At 71.3% G+C, this 14,478-nt stretch carries 16 protein-coding genes; 7 read left to right on the plus strand and 9 right to left on the minus strand.

Going from position 1 to position 14,478, the window contains the following annotated elements; translation table 11 throughout:
* Positions 1 to 43 precede the first annotated feature (43 nt).
* On the plus strand, positions 44 to 649 hold the full coding sequence (folE, locus tag OHS57_RS21700) for a GTP cyclohydrolase I FolE (protein WP_041986366.1): 606 nt from the start codon (positions 44 to 46) through the stop codon (positions 647 to 649).
* Between the two features lie 60 nt (positions 650 to 709).
* Here folE and OHS57_RS21705 read toward each other — a convergent pair whose 3' ends face one another.
* The 6 genes from OHS57_RS21705 to OHS57_RS21730 all read right to left on the minus strand — a co-directional run bounded on the left by OHS57_RS21705 (position 710) and on the right by OHS57_RS21730 (position 4,940).
* Positions 710 to 1,204, minus strand: coding sequence for a DUF3180 domain-containing protein (locus tag OHS57_RS21705; protein WP_041986362.1), 495 nt, complete (start codon positions 1,202 to 1,204; stop codon positions 710 to 712).
* Positions 1,205 to 1,263: 59 nt separating this feature from the next.
* On the minus strand, positions 1,264 to 1,860 hold the full coding sequence (folK, locus tag OHS57_RS21710) for a 2-amino-4-hydroxy-6-hydroxymethyldihydropteridine diphosphokinase (protein ID WP_328583074.1): 597 nt from the start codon (positions 1,858 to 1,860) through the stop codon (positions 1,264 to 1,266).
* On the minus strand, positions 1,857 to 2,216 hold the full coding sequence (folB, locus tag OHS57_RS21715) for a dihydroneopterin aldolase (protein WP_041986354.1): 360 nt from the start codon (positions 2,214 to 2,216) through the stop codon (positions 1,857 to 1,859). The genes folK and folB overlap by 4 nt, the downstream gene beginning before the upstream one ends.
* Before the next feature lie 190 nt (positions 2,217 to 2,406).
* On the minus strand, positions 2,407 to 2,871 hold the full coding sequence (locus OHS57_RS21720) for a nuclear transport factor 2 family protein (protein ID WP_041986351.1): 465 nt from the start codon (positions 2,869 to 2,871) through the stop codon (positions 2,407 to 2,409).
* Complete coding sequence (folP, locus tag OHS57_RS21725; RefSeq protein WP_443042931.1) at positions 2,871 to 3,740, minus strand: dihydropteroate synthase; 870 nt, start codon at positions 3,738 to 3,740, stop codon at positions 2,871 to 2,873. Before folP ends, OHS57_RS21720 begins: the two co-directional genes overlap by 1 nt.
* Positions 3,741 to 3,767: 27 nt before the next feature.
* A complete protein-coding gene (locus tag OHS57_RS21730; protein WP_041986342.1) occupies positions 3,768 to 4,940 on the minus strand; it encodes an ABC transporter ATP-binding protein in 1,173 nt (390 codons plus the stop codon).
* Between the two features lie 175 nt (positions 4,941 to 5,115).
* Here OHS57_RS21730 and OHS57_RS21735 point away from each other — a divergent pair, with 175 nt between their 5' ends.
* From OHS57_RS21735 to OHS57_RS21750, 4 genes are all read left to right on the plus strand, one after another.
* Positions 5,116 to 5,802 (plus strand): ABC transporter permease, encoded by a 687-nt coding sequence (locus tag OHS57_RS21735; protein ID WP_041986339.1) that lies wholly within the window; start codon positions 5,116 to 5,118, stop codon positions 5,800 to 5,802.
* Between the two features lie 2 nt (positions 5,803 to 5,804).
* Positions 5,805 to 6,554, plus strand: a complete 750-nt coding sequence (locus OHS57_RS21740) for an ABC transporter permease (RefSeq protein ID WP_328583075.1) — start codon at positions 5,805 to 5,807, stop codon at positions 6,552 to 6,554.
* Between the two features lie 35 nt (positions 6,555 to 6,589).
* Entirely contained in the window at positions 6,590 to 7,582 is a 993-nt protein-coding gene (locus OHS57_RS21745; RefSeq protein ID WP_041995429.1) for an ABC transporter substrate-binding protein, read from the plus strand.
* A 105-nt stretch (positions 7,583 to 7,687) separates the two neighbouring features.
* Positions 7,688 to 8,827: a hypothetical protein gene (locus OHS57_RS21750; protein WP_328583076.1), complete on the plus strand. Its 1,140-nt coding sequence runs from the start codon at positions 7,688 to 7,690 to the stop codon at positions 8,825 to 8,827.
* A gap of 39 nt (positions 8,828 to 8,866) precedes the next feature.
* Here the strand turns inward: OHS57_RS21750 and OHS57_RS21755 are convergent, their stop codons facing one another.
* Positions 8,867 to 10,018, minus strand: coding sequence for an NADH-quinone oxidoreductase subunit D (locus OHS57_RS21755; RefSeq protein WP_041986332.1), 1,152 nt, complete (start codon positions 10,016 to 10,018; stop codon positions 8,867 to 8,869).
* Positions 10,019 to 10,031: 13 nt separating this feature from the next.
* Positions 10,032 to 11,024, minus strand: coding sequence for an SAM-dependent methyltransferase (locus OHS57_RS21760; protein ID WP_328585126.1), 993 nt, complete (start codon positions 11,022 to 11,024; stop codon positions 10,032 to 10,034).
* A gap of 138 nt (positions 11,025 to 11,162) precedes the next feature.
* Here OHS57_RS21760 and OHS57_RS21765 point away from each other — a divergent pair, with 138 nt between their 5' ends.
* On the plus strand, positions 11,163 to 12,362 hold the full coding sequence (locus tag OHS57_RS21765; protein ID WP_041986326.1) for a sensor histidine kinase: 1,200 nt from the start codon (positions 11,163 to 11,165) through the stop codon (positions 12,360 to 12,362).
* A gap of 40 nt (positions 12,363 to 12,402) precedes the next feature.
* A complete protein-coding gene (locus OHS57_RS21770; RefSeq protein WP_041986323.1) occupies positions 12,403 to 13,077 on the plus strand; it encodes a response regulator transcription factor in 675 nt (224 codons plus the stop codon).
* 161 nt (positions 13,078 to 13,238) lie between these two features.
* Here OHS57_RS21770 and OHS57_RS21775 read toward each other — a convergent pair whose 3' ends face one another.
* On the minus strand, positions 13,239 to 14,453 hold the full coding sequence (locus OHS57_RS21775; protein ID WP_328583077.1) for a threonine aldolase family protein: 1,215 nt from the start codon (positions 14,451 to 14,453) through the stop codon (positions 13,239 to 13,241).
* Positions 14,454 to 14,478: the final 25 nt, after the last annotated feature.

The following is a 14,478-nucleotide window of genomic DNA, read 5'->3' on the forward strand; positions in this document are numbered from 1 at the left end:
TTGTCTGCCCGCTCGCGGGGACGGAACAGGAACGAGGCACCACATGACGGACCCGATGACGCTGGACGGCGAAGGAACCATCGGCGAGTTCGACGAGAAACGCGCCGAGAACGCCATTCGCGAACTGCTCATAGCCGTCGGGGAGGACCCGGACCGGGAGGGCCTGCGGGCGACGCCGGGCCGGGTGGCACGGGCGTACCGGGAGATATTCGCCGGACTGTGGCAGAGCCCCGAGGACGTCCTGACGACGACGTTCGACCTCGGGCACGACGAGATGGTGCTGGTGAAGGACATCGAGGTGATGTCCTCCTGCGAGCACCACCTGGTGCCGTTCGTCGGTGTCGCGCACGTCGGCTACATCCCGTCGGCTGACGGGAAGATCACCGGTCTGTCGAAGCTGGCCCGGCTCGTCGACGTCTACGCCCGCCGCCCCCAGGTGCAGGAGCGGCTGACGACCCAGATCGCCGAGTCGCTGATGAAGATCCTCCAGCCGCGCGGCGTGATCGTGGTCATCGAGTGCGAGCACATGTGCATGACGATGCGGGGCGTCCGCAAGGCGGGGGCCAAGACCATCACGTCGGCGGTCCGCGGCCAGCTGCGCGACCCCGCGACCCGCTCGGAGGCGATGAGCCTGATCATCGGCCGCTGATACCGGGCCGAAGGGGCCTAGATCGTGTCCGCGAAGTCTCGTCTGGCTCGCGGACACTCCCTAGCGTATGGGGCTCGCCCCGTGGTGGTCGTTGTCGTCGTCCGGGCCGTCCGGGAGCTTGCAGACCCGCTCAAGGAAGAAGGCAGCCGCGATGACGGCGAAGCCGGCCAGTACCGAGAAGCCCGCGTAGATGGCCTGGTCACGGCGGGGCGGGATGTCGAGCGAGCCCAGCAGGAAGACACCGGCGCCGCCGTAGATACCGGCGACGAGCGCCGCCACCAGCGCGCTGGCCTGGCCGAAGACCACGGCGCGCGCCGCCATCAGCGGGTCGACGCCCTTCGCCCCCGGGCGCCGCTCGCGCTGGGCCTTCAGCTGGCCGCGGAGCGAGATCGCCGTCGCGAAGAGGATGACGGCGATCAGGGCGAGGACGATGGGTGCGGCGAGCGGGACGCTCGGCAGCGTACCCACGGAGTCCCAGAGGCGGGCGCCGCTCCAGGAGAGCACGCCGGCCACCACAAAAAGGCCGGCCAGGACGCCGATCCTCAACTGCTTCACCGAGAAAGCCGCCCTTCGCCTCGCCTACCCGTACCTGACCGACCCGCTGAGCCTAACGACTACTCGGGCAGCCGGAGTTCCAGGTCCACGCGATGCTGTACGCCGTCCTCGCCGACGCCGGCCAGCAGCTCCAGCACGGCGCCGTGTCCAGGCAGCTGGGCCTCCGGGTCCACGTCGCGCCAGGGGGCGAGGACGAACGCGCGCTGATGGGCGCGCGGGTGGGGCAGCGTCAGCAGCGGGTCGTCCGACACGACGTCCGCGTACGCCAGGATGTCCACGTCGATGGTGCGCGGGCCCCAGCGCTCGTCCCGTACCCGGTCGAACGCCTCCTCGATGGCCTGGCCGCGCTCCAGCAGCGAGGACGGCGGGAGCGTCGTCTTCACCAGCACGACCGCGTTGAAGTACGAGGGCTGGGAGCTGGGCTCGACGCCCCAGGGCTCCGTCTCGTACACCGGGGAGACCGCCTTCACCCGCAGCCCCGGGGTGTCCTCCAGCGCGTCGACCGCGCCCTGCAGGGTCTCCAGCCGGTTGCCGAGGTTGGAGCCGAGGGCGATGACGGCACGCCGGGGGTTGGACAGGGTGACATCGGCGGCGTCCACCTGGGCGACCACGGAGGCGGGGACCGGCTGGACGGTCGGATCGCTCTGTGCGTTCATACTCGGCTCCGGGTGATGGTGATGGTCACATCGTCGAAGGGCACCGTGATCGGGGCGTCGGGCTTGTGGACGACCACCTCGACCTCCTCGACGCCGTCGTGCTTCAGGCACTGCTGGGCGATGCGCTCCGCCAGCGTCTCGATCAGGTCGACCGGCTCGCCCTGGACGACAGCCACGACCTCCTCGGCCACGATGCCGTAGTGGACGGTCTTCGCCAGGTCGTCGCCGGCTGCGGCGGGCCGTGTGTCCAGGCTCAGCACGACGTCCACGACGAAGGTCTGGCCCTCCTCGCGCTCCCGTGGGAAGACGCCATGGTGCCCGCGGGCCTTGAGGCCGCGCAGCGCGACACGATCCACGCGAATCACTCCTGCTGTCGTTGGTCGGCGGACGCCCCGGCCGCGTGCGGGCTGCCGGGTCATCTCGGTCGAATCTACCTGCGAGCACCGACAGCACTCGCCCGTGGGGTCAGGACGGGTAGCTGCGGTGCCGGTCGCCCCGCCCATACCCGTGGGGCCCTGAACCAATCCACCCGAGGCCCTTACCCACTCAAGCGGGTGGCTCGTCGTCCTGTTCCTCGTCGGTTTCGGCCAGCACGGGTGAGCCGTGGTGCGACCAGATCTTCCAGCCGTCGGCCGTGCGCCGGAACACGTTCGTGGCGACGACGAGCTGGCCGACGAGGGGGCCCAGCTCGCCCGCCTCCTCCGCGGGGCCGCCGCTGAGGATGTTCTCCGTGCAGGTCACCAGCGCGGTGTCGGCGGCGAGCGAGACCGCGACATCGGTGAGGAAGAACTGGATGTACTCCGTGTTCGCCATGATCAGCGCGTACGACCGCAGCACCTCGCCGCGGCCGGTGAGCACCGGCCAGCCCGGGTGGACGCAGGAGACGCCGTCGTCCAGCCAGAGCCCGGACAGCGTCTCCATGTCGCCGCGCTCCATCGCCTCGTAGAACGTGGTGTTGGCCAGCTCGACCTGCTCGCTGTCCGTGTGCGCCGTGCCGCGTCCTTCGGCCATCAGGCGGCGCCTTCCACGGCGCGTGCCACGCGTACGGCGTCGGCCGTGGCCCGTACCTCGTGGACGCGGACGGCCCAGGCGCCCTGGAGCGCGGCGATGGCCGAGATCGCCGCCGTCGCCGCGTCGCGTTCCCTGGCGGGCGGCGGTGCGCCCTCGCCGCCGGAGAGTACGTGCCCGAGGAACCGCTTGCGGGAGGCGGCGACCAGCAGCGGCCTGCCGAGGGCGCGCAGCTCGGCCTGGTGGGCGATGAGGGTCAGGTCGTGCGGTGCCTGCTTGGCGAAGCCGAGGCCCGGGTCGACGACGATACGGGCGGGGTCGACGCCGCCCGCGACCACGGCGTCCATCCGCTCCCGCAGCTCGGCGACGACCTCGGCGACCACGTCGGTGTAGACGGCGCGGCTGTTCATGTCCTGGCTGAAGCCGCGCCAGTGCATGACCACGAAGGGCACGCCCGCGGCGGCGACGGCGGGCACCATGTTGGGGTCGGCGAGACCGCCGCTCACGTCGTTGACGAGGACGGCGCCCGCGGCGACCGCCTGCTCGGCGACGGAGGCGCGCATCGTGTCGACGGAGACGAGGACGCCTTCGGAGGCCAGCCCCCGTACGACGGGCACGACCCGGCGCAGCTCCTCGTCCTCGTCCACGCGCGAGGCGCCGGGCCGGGTGGACTCACCGCCGACGTCGACGAGGTCGGCGCCCTCGGTGACGAGGTGGAGGCCGTGTTTGACGGCGGCGGTGGTGTCGAACCAGCGGCCGCCGTCGGAGAAGGAGTCGGGCGTGACATTGACGACACCCATCACCGCGCACCTGCCCCAGTCCGGCAGCCCCTCGACGGTGCCTCCCTCGCGTCCTCCGCGCAACGTACTCATGACCCCAACCCTATGGCCGGGCCCGGCTCAGTGCGGGGCGACCGTGCTGACCGTCTCCAGCTCCACCGCCGTGCGCGGGATGGCCTGCGCGTCCGCGTCGATCGACCTGCGCAGAGCCTCGTGCAGCCGGGCCGGGGTCAGGACGCCGAGGAACCGGCCGGTCTCCTCCTTGTCGATGACCGCGATCCAGCCCGCGTCGTGCTGGAGCATCGTGGCGAAGGCCTGCTTGAGCGAGGCGCCGACGGGCAGCCACGCCTCCATCCGGCGGGCGCGCTCCCGTACGGTCCCGGACGCGCCGGTCTGCTCGGTGGAGATCCAGCCGTGCAGCTTGTCGTCGGGGCCCAGGACGACGGCCCAGCGCGCGCCGTCCTTCGCGAGCCGCGCCGCCGCCTTGTCCAGCGGGTCGTCGAGGTGCAGCACCGGAGGCTGGTCCAGGTCGCCCTCCTCGATGGGCGTCACGGAGAGCCGCTTGAGGCCGCGGTCGGCGCCGACGAAGTCGGCGACGTACGGGGTGGCGGGAGCGCCGAGCACGGCGGCCGGCGGATCGAACTGCTCGATCCTGCCCTGGCCGTAGACGGCGATGCGGTCGCCGAGGCGGACGGCTTCCTCGATGTCGTGTGTGACGAACAGCACGGTCTTGTGGACGGCGGCCTGCAGCCGCAGGAACTCGCTCTGCAGGTGGTCGCGTACGACGGGGTCGACGGCGCCGAACGGCTCGTCCATCAGCAGGACGGGCGGATCGGCGGCCAGTGCCCTGGCCACGCCCACGCGCTGCTGCTGGCCGCCGGAGAGCTGGGCGGGGTAGCGGTCGCCGTAGACGGACGGGTCGAGCCCCACCAGGTCGAGGAGTTCGGCGGCGCGCTTCTTGGCCTTGGCGCGCTGCCAGCCGAGGAGATGGGGAACGGTCGAGGTGTTCTCCAGGACCGTTTTGTGCGGGAAGAGACCGACCTGCTGAATGACGTAGCCGATACGGCGCCGCAACTCGACCGGGTCGATCTTGGCTATGTCGTCCCCGTCGAGGAATATCCGGCCCTCGGTGGGCTCGATGAGCCGGTTGACCATTTTCATGGTCGTGGTCTTCCCGCAGCCGGACGGTCCGACGAGCGTGACCAGTTCGCCCGCTGACACCTCGAAGGAGAGGTCGTCGACGGCGGTGGTGCCGTCCGCGTACCGCTTGGTGACGTGCTCGAATCGGATCATGGTTCCCCATTGTGAGCCGTGTTGTGTGAAGGCCATGTTGCTGGAATGTGGCGGACTTCCGCGAATGTCAGTGGTCGGGGATAGGGTCCCCAGACGTAGGTGACAGACATACGTTCGGGGATTGGGCCTGTCCGACCCTGATCCGCCGGACAGGCCCGAGGGGAGGTGGGGACGGATGAGCGCGCAAGGATGCATGGCGGCCAACGACTGGATCTGTGGTGAGTATCTTCACTCCCGCAGTCACGAGCTGATCGATGCCACGGTCCAGCATGTGTGGATCACGGCGGTCTCGGTCGCCATCGGGCTGGTGGTGGCTTTCCCGCTGGCACTGCTGGCCCGGAGCAAACCGGCTTTCGCCGCTCCCGTGCTCGGACTGACGACTCTTCTCTACACGATTCCCTCGCTGGCGATGTTCTCGCTGCTGCTGCCCCTCTTCGGGCTCTCCGCCGGTCTGGTGATCACCGGACTCGTGCTCTATTCGCTGACCATTCTTGTGCGGAACATCATCGCGGGTCTCGAATCGGTACCGGAAGAGGCACGGGACGCCGCACGCGGAATGGGATATGGACCCGCCAGGTTGCTCTGGGAGGTCGAGCTGCCGCTCGCGCTGCCCGCGCTGATGGCCGGGCTGCGCATCGTGACGGTCTCGACCATCGCCCTGACGACGATCGGTTCGATCGTCGGCCGGGGCGGACTCGGCAATCTGATCAGTGACGCCCTGCAGACGTTCTTCAAAGCACAGGTGCTGACCGCATCCGTGCTCTGTGTCCTGCTCGCCGTCGTCGCCGATCTGCTGCTGCTGGGCGTGCAGCGACTGCTCACGCCCTGGACCCGGATACGCACGCTGAAGGCGGTGAGCTGACGATGGGGGAGCTGGGCGGAGCCTGGACATGGCTCACCACGGGCGCCAACTGGTCGGGGCAGAACGGCGTGTGGCACCGCCTCGGCGAGCATGCCTACGTCAGCGGCGTCTCGATGCTGCTCGCGTGCCTGATAGCCCTGCCGCTCGCGCTGTGGCTCGGCCACATCGGCAAGGGCGGCGCGCTCGCGATCAACATCTCCAACGTGGGCCGCGCGATCCCGGTCTTCGCGGTCCTCGCGCTCTTCATGATCTCGCCCCTGCGCAACTCGGGCTTCCTGCCGACGATCATCGCGCTCGTCCTCTTCGCCGTGCCGCCGCTGCTGACCAACGCGTACGTGGGTATGCGCGAGGTCGACCGCGCGGTGGTGGAGTCGGCCAAGGGCATGGGCATGTCCGGCACCCAGGTCTTCACCCGGGTCGAGCTGCCCCTCGCCTACCCGCTGGTCATGACCGGGCTCCGGTCCGCCGCCGTGCAGGTGGTGGCCACCGCCACCATCGCCGCGATGGTCGGCCAGGGCGGGCTCGGCCGGATCATCACCGCCGGCTTCAACACGTACAACACGGCCCAGGTCGTCGCCGGCGCGATCCTCGTCGCGCTGCTCGCGCTGCTCGTCGAGGGCGCGCTGCTGCTGCTCGACCGGCTGATCGCGCCCGCCAGGCCCGCCGCTTCCGAGGCCGCCCGCCCCACCGCCGCGTCCCCCGCACCTCCCACCGCGACGACCCCCACGACAAAGACCCGCACAACCGTGTGACGACCGAACTTCGGCCTTTTTGGATGGTGAACCTGATGAGCAAGACCTCGCAGATCGCGGGTGCGGTACTCGGAGTGGCGGCCCTGACCGTTTCGCTCGCCGCATGCGGCGGCGACAGCCTGGAGAAGGACAAGGGGGGCTCCGCGAGCAGCGACACGAGCGCGGGCTCCGGCTCCGGCAGCAAGGGCTCGCTGGTCGTCGGCGCCGCCGCCTTCACCGAGTCCAAGGTGCTGGCGGAGCTGTACGCCCAGACCCTGGGCGCCGCCGGATACAAGACGTCCGTCACCACGGTGAGCAACCGTGAGCTGTACGAACCCTCGCTGGAGAAGGGCGACATCGACGTCGTACCGGAATACGCGGCGACGGTCACCGAATTCCTCAACGCGAAGGTGAACGGCGCCAAGACAGCGCTGGCCAAGCCGCTCGCCTCCAGCGACCCGGCGGCCACCGTCGCCGAGTTGAAGAAGCTGGCGGAGCCGCGCGGGCTGAAGGTGCTCCAGGTCGGCGAGGCCGTCGACCAGAATGCCTTCGCCGTGACGAAGGAATTCGCCGCGAAGAACAAGCTCACGACCCTTTCGGACCTCGGTAAGTCGAAGCTCAAGGTGAAGGTCGCCGCCGGTGACGAGTGCGCCGTACGGCCGTTCTGCATCCCCGGTCTGAAGAAGACCTACGGCATCGACGTGACCGGCCTCGACCCGAAGGGCGTCGGCACCCCGCAGTCCAAGCAGGCCGTCAAGGACGGGGTGGACCAGCTGGTTCTCTCCACCACCACAGACGGCACGCTCGACAGCTTCGGCCTGGTCGTCCTGGAGGACGACAAGAAGCTGCAGAACGCCGACAACCTGCTGCCGGTGGTCAATGCCAAGGACGCAGGTTCGCCGGAGATAGCCGCGGCGCTCGACAAGCTCACGGCGACGCTCACGACCGACGATCTCGCGCAGTTGAACCTCAAGGTCGACGCCGAGCGCGCCAAGCCGGCGGATGTCGCGAAGGATTACCTGGACTCCAAGGGCCTGCTCAAGAAGTAGTTCCGCGGGGGAACAGGAGGGGAACGGGAGGGGAGTCGGCAACGGGCGGGGAAAGATTGTCCGACCGGCCCCCCATTCCGTCCCCACGCACGGTAAATTTCCGCCATGCCACGTGGACGCCACCGCCATTCGCCACCCCTTCACAAGCTCCTGCCGCCGATCTCGGTCGCCGGAGCCGCGGTCGTCTGCGCCGCAGGCGCCTGGTTGTTCGCGGATCCGGTGGTCCTGCGGACCTGCGCGGCGCTGGCCGCGGCAGCCGCGGCCACCGGTGCCGTCTTCATGCGCCGCTGGGACGAGGACGCCGGCCACCGCGTCGCCGATCTGACCCGCGCCCGTGAGAGCGACCAGTGGCAGACGGAAGAGCGGATAGCCGAACTTGAGGCGGACATAGACGAGTCGAGGGAGATCCGCGTCAAGCTCGACGGCCGGCTGCGCGCCAAACGCGTCGAACTGGCCCGGCTGCGCGGCGAACACGCCGCCCTGCTGCGGCGGTACGCCACGGCGGAGACCGAGCGCGCCACCGCACTCGAAGGCCGCCGCCAGCTCGCCATCGAAGCCGCGGCCGAGCCCAAGGCCCTGCTGCCGGCGGGCGACGCGGCCACCCCGTCCGCCTACCTCATGGCCAGGCGCGCCATGGAGAGCCTGCCGCGCAAGCACGCGGAGCAGCAGGTGCGGCGCACCGTCGAGGCCGCCCTCAACCGGGAGAAGCGGGAAACGACCGAGCAGCGCGCCGAGACCGCCGAGCAGCGCGTCGAGCAGCGCGCCGAGGCCAAGGAGCCGCAGGGGAAGCACGCGGCTGCCGCCGGAGGAGAGCAGCACAGCCGCACGTCGTCCGCTCTCCCCGCCACCCGCGTCCCCACCGCTTCGGCGATCGTCCCGTACTCCCCGCAGCGCGGCCCGGTGCGGCTGCCCGGCGGCGGCTTCGACTTCTTCGGCACCCAGATCGCCGGGACCACGCACAACACGGCGGCAGCCCCCGCCGAGCAGCACGGCGAGGACGACAAGGGCGCCGATGCCGAGGCCGACAGCGGCGACAAGGACACCGAGAGCGGCCAGGACGGACCGGCGTCGGCCGCCGAACTGGCCGACGTCGAGGGCGAGGACCTCGCCGACGTGGTCGGGGAGGAAGCGGTCGCCGAGCAGCGCACGACCAACGAACGGACCGTCGGCCAGGTCATCGACCTGACCGAGCACGACGAGACCGAACAGCTCGAACTGGGCCGGCTGCGCAGCAAGACCGGCTGAGTCCCGGCTGAACACGAGCCGGGGACGGGCTACTTGTCGCTACTTGTCGATGTCTCCGACGACGAAGAAGAGCGAGCCCAGGATCGCCACCATGTCGGCGACCTGGGTCCCCGGCAGCAACTCGGTCAGCGCCTGGATGTTGTTGAACGAGGCGGAGCGCAGCTTCAGCCGGTACGGCGTCTTCTCGCCCTTCGACACCAGGTAGTAGCCGTTGATGCCGAGCGGGTTCTCGGTCCAGGCGTACGTGTGCCCCTCCGGCGCCTTCAGCACCTTCGGCAGCCGCTGGTTGATCGGTCCGGGCGGCAGCTCCGCGAGCCGGTCGAGACACGCGTCGGCCAGCGCCAGCGCGTTGTGGGTCTGCTCCAGCAGACACTCGAAGCGCGCCAGGCAGTCGCCGTCCTCGCGGGTGACAACCGTGAGCGTGTCGCCCAGCTCGCCGTACGCGAGATACGGCTCGTCGCGCCGCAGGTCGAAGTCGACGCCGGAGGCGCGGGCGATCGGCCCCGAAACGCCGTACGCGTGGACCGCGTCCCGCGACAGCACACCGACCCCGCGGGTACGGCCGCGGAAGATCTCGTTGCCGAGGACGAGTCCGTCGTAGACGTCCATCCGCGACCTGACCTCGGCGACCGCGTGCCGCGCCCGGCCGGTCCAGCCGGCGGGCAGGTCCTCCTTGAGGCCGCCGACCCGGTTGAACATGTAGTGCATCCGCCCGCCGGAGATCTCCTCCATCACGCTCTGCACCTCCTCGCGCTCCCGGAACGCGTGGAACACCGGCGTGATACCGCCCAGTTCGAGCGGATAGGAGCCGAGGAACATCAGATGGTTGAGCACCCTGTTCAGCTCGGCGAGCAGGGTCCTGGTCCACACGGCGCGCTCGGGCACCTCCATGCCGAGCATCCGCTCGACGGCCAGCACCACCCCCAGCTCGTTGGCGAACGCCGACAGCCAGTCGTGGCGGTTGGCGAGCATCACGATCTGCCGGTAGTCGCGCGCCTCGAACAGCTTCTCCGCGCCCCGGTGCATATAGCCGATGACGGGCTCGGCGCTGCGGATGACCTCGCCGTCGAGCACCAGCCGCAGCCGCAGCACGCCGTGCGTGGAGGGGTGCTGGGGGCCGATGTTGAGCACCATGTCGGTGCTCTCGGCGGCGCCGCCGACACCGACCGTCGTCCGGGTGGTCTCCGTCATGGGCGACAGTCTCTCAGAGCCAGCATTCCGCCGGGTCGGTGCCGACGGGCTGGAGCAGCCAGCCGAAGTCGCCGAGCCCGCCGCGCGCCGTCAGCTCCGCCGCTTCTCCGGCCGCCGACAGGGCCCGCAGATAGCCCGCGGGGTCCGTCGTGGCCAGCTCACGGGGCGGCCGTTGCCCCGACACCCCCAGCCGGTGCAGGGCGTCGCGCTGGCTGATCAGTTCGGCGCCCGGCAACGCGCAGGCGTCCAGGGCCACATGGGCGGTCAGGTCACAGCTCCCGTCGGGGACGGGCGGCACCTCGCGGCCGTCCCTGAAGCCGGTCAGCGTCCCGAACGGCGGGCGCGCGGACCGGACATGGGCGTAGTCGACGGCGACCGCGAGACCGCAGTCCAGCGAGGCCACGGCGGCGGCCCACGCCTCGTCACGCGGCCGGCCGATCTCCGCCCGCCCGGTCCCGGCCCGGTCGCCCGCGCCGTCCGACGGCCACCAGCGCGCCAGCCACGCGGCGTCCGGTCCGGCCACGGGACCGCCGGGCTCCTCGCCGCCGTCGGGCCGGACGAGGACGTAGCGCGCGACGCCGTCGGCGTCCGTCTCGGCCACGTCCAACGGCACGTTGTCCAGCCACTCGTTGGCGAAGAGCAGCCCCCGCACCCCGGCCGGCGGCTCGGCGCACCACTCGACCCGCTGATCGAGACCCGCCGGGCGCGGGGCGCGCTCGACGGCGTACGCCCGTACCGCCAGGCCGGACGGTACGGCGGCCAGCACGCCCGCCGCCAGCTCGCCGTGGCCCGCGCCCATGTCGACGAAGGCCACCTCACCGCCACCGAGCGCCCGCGCCGTACCGGCCAGCAGCCGGGCCACGGCGGCGGCGAACAGCGCAGAGGCGTGCACGGAGGTGCGGAAGTGCCCGGCGGGGCCCTCCGGGCGCAGATAGAAGCCGCCGGGCCCGTACAGCGCCGCCTCGGCCGCCGTACGCCAGCGGCGCGCTCCCCGCGCGCCGCTCAGGTCGCCCCGCACCTCGTCAGACTGATCTGTCTCATCCGTCACGGCGCCAAGTCTCCACCTTGGGGAGTACGCTTCCGCCGACCGGATCGGTCCTCCGGTTGACCCCTCGTCCTTTTACACATCCCTACGCTGGGTTACGTGCAGCGCCTCTACGACTTCCTCCGCAGACACCCGACGGGCGTCGACAGTTTCTGGGCTGTCGTGCTCTTCGGGATCTCACTGCTGTGGGCGATCCAGGAGACGCGCGGCGTCGAGCCGAGGCTGACCGCCATGGCGGTGGCGGCGCTGCTGAGTCTGGTCGTGGCGCTGCGCCGCAAGGCACCCGAGCGGATGCTGCTGCTGGTGACGGCCCTCGGCCTGGTCCAGCTCGCTCTGGACGTGCGGGTGGGACCCGGCGACTTCGCGATGCTGGTCATCATCTACACCGTCGCCGCCCGTGGCGGACCACGCTGGGCCTCGCTGCTGGCGCTCTTCGGCGGGCTGTGCGCGGCCCCGCTGTCCCAGCTGCGCTGGCCGCCGAACACGACGAGCACCGGCGGACAGATCTTCTTCACGGTCGTGCTGGCCGTGCCGTTCGTGCTCGCCTGGGTGCTCGGCGACTCGATCCGCACCCGCCGTGCCTACTTCGACCAGCTGGAGGAGCGCGCGACCCGGCTGGAGAAGGAGCGCGAGGCGCAGGCCAAGGTGGCGGTCGCGGGGGAGCGGGCCAGGATCGCCCGCGAGCTGCACGACGTCGTCGCGCACAACGTCTCCGTGATGGTCGTCCAGGCCGACGGCGCCGCCTACGTCCTGGACGCGGCGCCCGAGCAGGCCAAGCAGGCGCTGGAGACCATTTCCAGCACCGGCCGGCAGGCGCTCGCCGAGATGCGCAGGCTGCTGGGCGTGCTGCGCACCGGCGACACCAAGGAGGGCGGCGAGTACGTGCCGCAGCCCGACGTGGAGCAGATCGAGGACCTGGTCGAGCAGGTGCGCAAGACCGGCATCACCGTCGACTTCAAGATCGAGGGCACCGCGCGCGCCCTGCCCAGCGGCGTCGAGCTCACCGCCTACCGGATCGTGCAGGAAGCCCTCACCAACAGCCGTAAGCACGGCGGCCCCGACGTCGGTGCCAGCGTGCGCCTGGTCTACTTCGACGACGGCCTCGGGCTGCTCGTCGAGGACGACGGCAGGGGCGCGGCGCACGAGATGTACGAGGACGGCGGCGCCGACGGCCACGGCCACGGACTCATCGGCATGCGTGAGCGGGTCGGCATGGTCGGCGGCACGCTCGACGCGGGGCCGCGGCCCGGCGGCGGCTTCCGGATCAGCGCCCTGCTCCCCCTGAAACCCGCGCACTGACCCCGCCACCCACCGCTCCTACCGGACAGGAACCCCGCTGATGTCGATCCGCGTCATGCTCGTCGACGACCAGATGCTGCTGCGCACCGGCTTCCGGATGGTGCTGGCCGCGCAGCCCGACATGGAGGTCGTCGCCGAGGCGGGGGACGGCGCGGAGGCGATCGAGAACCTCCGCGGCAGAGCGGTGGACGTCGTGCTGATGGACGTACGGATGCCGCGCCTCGACGGCGTCGAGGCCACCCGCCGTATCTGCGCCGCGCCGAACCCGCCGAAGGTGCTCATCCTGACCACCTTCGACCTCGACGAGTACGCCTTCTCCGGGCTCAAGGCGGGGGCGAGCGGCTTCATGCTCAAGGACGTGCCGCCGGGCGAACTGCTCTCCGCCATCAGGTCGGTGCACAGCGGCGACGCGGTGGTCGCGCCCTCCACGACCCGCAGGCTGCTCGACCGGTTCTCCCCGATGCTGCCGTCGGCGGCCGAGCCCGAGCACAAGGAACTCGACCGGCTGACCACCCGCGAGCGCGAGGTGATGATGCTGGTCGCGCAGGGGCTCTCGAACGGCGAGATCGCCGGGCGGCTCGTGCTCTCGGACGCGACGGTGAAGACCCATGTGGGCCGGATCCTCACCAAGCTGGGGCTGCGTGACCGGGTGCAGGTCGTCGTGCTGGCGTACGAGACGGGCCTGGTACGGGCAGGCGGCGGCGCGGGCGCCTGAGCCGGCGGCGCGCGCGGCTGCCGGGCCCGCCGGATGCGACCAGGGTGGTGTCCGCTGCGCGGGGCCTTGTCCCCTACCCGCCCCTTCCCGAAACCGGGGGCAAGCCCCCGGACCCCCGCCGCTGCACGGCGGCGCGGCGCCTAGCCCGACGGCCCCGCCGGCTACGCCCGCAGTTCGCGTTCCTGTTCCTCGACCACCAGCTCGACGAAGTCCGCGACCGCCGTGCGCACGTCGTCCGGCGTCCACTCCAGGCCGGCCGCCGCCACCGTCACCTCGGTCATCGCGACGCCGGGCAGCGCTGTGCCGGGCGCGCTCCAGTGGCCGAACAGCGCCACCTTCGTCTCCTCCGCCTGGCGCAGCGACGCCTCGTTGAGCACCCGCTGCCCGAACGGCAGCCACACCTGGAACTGATGGGTGTGCGGCGGGTCGGGGTGCACCCGGAACCACGGGGCCGCCGAAGCGGCGAACCCCTCGGCGAGCGCCGTGGCCACCACGCGCGCGTGCGCCACGTACGACGGCAGCCGGGGCAGTTCACGGTCGAGGCCCACCAGTGCGGCGAGCGCCGCCGGGTACTGCTGGTAGAGCTGGCCGCCGTAGCGGTGGCGCCAGACCCGGGCCTCGTCGACCAGGCTCTCCGAGCCGGCGAGCATCGCGCCGGACAGACCGCCCAGGGACTTGTAGAACGACACGTACACGCTGTCGGCGAGCCCCGCGATGTCGGCGAGCGGGCGGCCGAAATGCGTCACGGTCTCCCACAGCCGGGCGCCGTCGAAGTGCACGACGGCGTCGCGCTCGCGCGCCGCGTCCACCACGTCGATCAGCTCGTCCCAGGACGGCAGCACGAACCCCGCGTCCCGCAGAGGCAGTTCCAGCATCAGCGTGCCGAAGGGCTCACCGAGGTCGCGGATCTCGTCGGCGGTCGGCAGCCGGGGCTCCCGGGTCGGATGGACCGTACGCACGCCGCTGACGGTCGGCAGCGCGCCCTCCTCGTGGACCTCGGGGTGGGCGAGCGGATGGATCGCCACGACCGGGTTGCCGGTACGCCCCGCCCAGCAGCGCAGCGCCACCTGCTGCGCCATCGTGCCGGTCGGGAAGAACGCGGCGGCGTCCGTCTCCAGCAGTTCCGCGACCCGGCGCTCCAGCTCGGCGACGACCCCGTCGCCGTAGATGTCGGGCGAGGCCGCCATGTCGTACACCGAAGCGCCGTCCTCGGCGAGGGCGGTGAGGCATTCGCCCATCGACCGGTCCCAGGCGCCGCGCGCCAGCACCCGCTCGGCGCCGCGGTGCGCGGCCCGCCTGCGGCGGCCGGCGTCCCGCTTCGAGGCCGTACCGTCCTGTTCCGGCTGTTCGGCCGCCTGCTCGCTCGTGTCACCCATGAGCCGATCATCGCGCAGCCGCCGC

Origin of the sequence: Streptomyces sp. NBC_00370 (assembly GCF_036084755.1) — a bacterium.
GTDB lineage: Bacteria > Actinomycetota > Actinomycetes > Streptomycetales > Streptomycetaceae > Streptomyces.

Coding starts and splice junctions, on each gene's coding strand:
- folE (WP_041986366.1), top strand. CDS start 44: ATGACGGACCCGATGACGCTGGACGGCGAAGGAACCATCGGCGAGTTC.
- folK (WP_328583074.1), bottom strand. CDS start 1,860: ATGAACGCACAGAGCGATCCGACCGTCCAGCCGGTCCCCGCCTCCGTG.
- OHS57_RS21720 (WP_041986351.1), bottom strand. CDS start 2,871: ATGGCCGAAGGACGCGGCACGGCGCACACGGACAGCGAGCAGGTCGAG.
- folP (WP_443042931.1), bottom strand. CDS start 3,740: ATGAGTACGTTGCGCGGAGGACGCGAGGGAGGCACCGTCGAGGGGCTG.
- OHS57_RS21730 (WP_041986342.1), bottom strand. CDS start 4,940: ATGATCCGATTCGAGCACGTCACCAAGCGGTACGCGGACGGCACCACC.
- OHS57_RS21735 (WP_041986339.1), top strand. CDS start 5,116: ATGAGCGCGCAAGGATGCATGGCGGCCAACGACTGGATCTGTGGTGAG.
- OHS57_RS21740 (WP_328583075.1), top strand. CDS start 5,805: ATGGGGGAGCTGGGCGGAGCCTGGACATGGCTCACCACGGGCGCCAAC.
- OHS57_RS21745 (WP_041995429.1), top strand. CDS start 6,590: ATGAGCAAGACCTCGCAGATCGCGGGTGCGGTACTCGGAGTGGCGGCC.
- OHS57_RS21750 (WP_328583076.1), top strand. CDS start 7,688: ATGCCACGTGGACGCCACCGCCATTCGCCACCCCTTCACAAGCTCCTG.
- OHS57_RS21755 (WP_041986332.1), bottom strand. CDS start 10,018: ATGACGGAGACCACCCGGACGACGGTCGGTGTCGGCGGCGCCGCCGAG.
- OHS57_RS21770 (WP_041986323.1), top strand. CDS start 12,403: ATGTCGATCCGCGTCATGCTCGTCGACGACCAGATGCTGCTGCGCACC.
- OHS57_RS21775 (WP_328583077.1), bottom strand. CDS start 14,453: ATGGGTGACACGAGCGAGCAGGCGGCCGAACAGCCGGAACAGGACGGT.